Consider the following 2039-nt stretch of genomic DNA (forward strand, 5'->3'; position numbering starts at 1 on the left):
ATACGCAAAGATTCCCATTATGAATAAAATCCTTTAAAAATATTATCTCAAAATCTCCCGACAAAAGCAAGCAAAATTTTGCCGATAATTGTTAAGTTTTGTTAACAAAGAAATACAGAGATCAGCAAGGTAAAAAAATGGAAATCTCTTGCCGATCTTGTTTGTAGGTCAAGCTATGATTAGGTTAGGCGAATTTTGCGCTTTGACTAATTGTTAGTGCTAACTTCCGTGGTTTCAACAATTGCCGTCGGTTGGCAGGGAGTGGGTTGAAATTTCTCTGGAAAAGAGAAGCCTAAAAATGATGCGATCGCAAATATGGTGCTGATAATTTTGGCAAGACTGACAAGGTCTTCTCTGTACTTTAACCAATATTTATACATAATCATCAATCCTTTTACTTAGGAGGTGAACTATCTCTAGATTAAAAAAAATCTGATTATTTGTCGTTACTCAAAAGTCATGAAAATGGTACTTTTTTTAGGTACTCTCAAGTAACCTGACAGGGTACTGAAAAGTAATCTTAAGTCCTGTTACCCTTAAAAAATGATGATAAATGAACTAAAAATGACTGAAATTAAACCCCCTTCATGGACTGAATTAGAAATGCTGGTTAATGATCTGAAAAAAAAGCATACAAACAAGCTATTAACGGACGTGGAGACAAAAATATTAAAAGGTATTTTTGATGATAAAAAATATGCTGATCTAGCGGAAGAAATTAGGCAAGAAGAACAGTCAATCAAGAATGCGGCTTATGATTTATTTAAAATCTTGTCAGAGCAAACAGGTGAAAAGATTGGAAAGAGTAATCTGATTACTGCTTTGGCAAGGTGGTATAGAGATAATTCTCAGACATTTGATCATAACAATAAACCGCAAACTCAGCAATCAAATAAAGTTCTTGAATTAGTTATTGAGGTAGGGATAGACGACCTGACACCAGAGAAAATTGATAAGATTAACAACCTTATTCAAAAAATCGCCAGAGACAACACGATCAAGCCTATTATGAAACTTAAAGGCAGTATTCGGCTATTTTTAGAAGGTTCAGAAGATGGACTACAGCGCCTAGCAGATTTACATCAATCGGGGGAATTGCAAGCCCTTCTCAATGAACTTAAATCAGACGATATACCCGAAATTGTCGTCACAAAAGCAGAGTTCACTACAGATGCAAAAGTTATTGAAAAAGCCGAATTAATTAAGGCAATTCGAGAGGGAACAATCGATAAGACAACTCTACAACAAGTTGATTTAAGTGGGGCTATCCTGAGAGGGGCTATCCTGATTGGGGCTATCCTGAGAGGGGCTAACCTGAGCGGGGCTAACCTGAGTGATGCTATCCTGAGAGGGGCTATCCTGAGTCGGGCTTTCCTGAGTGGGGCTTTCCTGAGTGAGGCTGACCTGAGTGGGGCTGACCTGAGTGGGGCTAACCTGAGAGGGGCTAACCTGAGTGAAGCTGACCTGAGTGAAGCTGACCTGAGTGAAGCTGACCTGAGTGAAGCTGACCTGAGTGGGGCTAACCTGATTGATGCTAACCTCAGAAGGGCTAACCTGATTAAGGCTAACCTCAGAAGGGCTAACCTGATTGAGGCTATCCTGAGTGAAGCTGACCTGAGTGGGGCTAACCTGAGAAGGGCTAACCTGATTAAGGCTATCCTGATTGAGGCTATCCTGATTGAGGCTGACCTGAGAGGGGCTGACCTTAGATGGGCTAACCTGAGTGAGGCTGACATTGAAAACGCTATCTTTATCGATGCAACGGGGATCACCCCCGAACAAAAACAGGATTTGATTCGACGAGGGGCAATTTTTGGGGATACTTCTAACGATCGCAGTAAAGTATTAGTTTAAAACAGCCTTTGATCTCCACCTTCAGCAGAGATTTAGGTGGGGGTGGCTGAATAAATGTGAAATATAGACGAGATAAGGGGTTTAGGGGCCTGTTTGGCCAAGCAGATGCAAGATTTTCAAGCTGGTGGCTCAAAAACCTTGTATCTTAACCGGCGATCGCCCCTACTTTTTCAGCCAACCCATAA

General features: G+C 40.9%; 2 protein-coding genes. One reads left to right on the plus strand and one right to left on the minus strand.

Going from position 1 to position 2039, the window contains the following annotated elements:
- Window positions 1-206 precede the first annotated feature (206 nt).
- Entirely contained in the window at window positions 207-380 is a 174-nt protein-coding gene (locus tag MICAI_RS26505; protein ID WP_164502961.1) for a hypothetical protein, read from the minus strand.
- Window positions 381-543: 163 nt separating this feature from the next.
- On the opposite strand from MICAI_RS26505, the gene MICAI_RS15670 reads away from it, so the two are divergent.
- Window positions 544-1854 carry a pentapeptide repeat-containing protein gene (locus tag MICAI_RS15670; protein ID WP_008203869.1) on the plus strand — a complete coding sequence of 437 codons (1311 nt, stop codon included), beginning with the start codon at window positions 544-546 and terminating at the stop codon, window positions 1852-1854.
- Window positions 1855-2039: the final 185 nt, after the last annotated feature.

Source organism: Microcystis sp. T1-4, from assembly GCF_000297435.1.
Taxonomy (GTDB): Bacteria; Cyanobacteriota; Cyanobacteriia; order Cyanobacteriales; family Microcystaceae; genus Microcystis.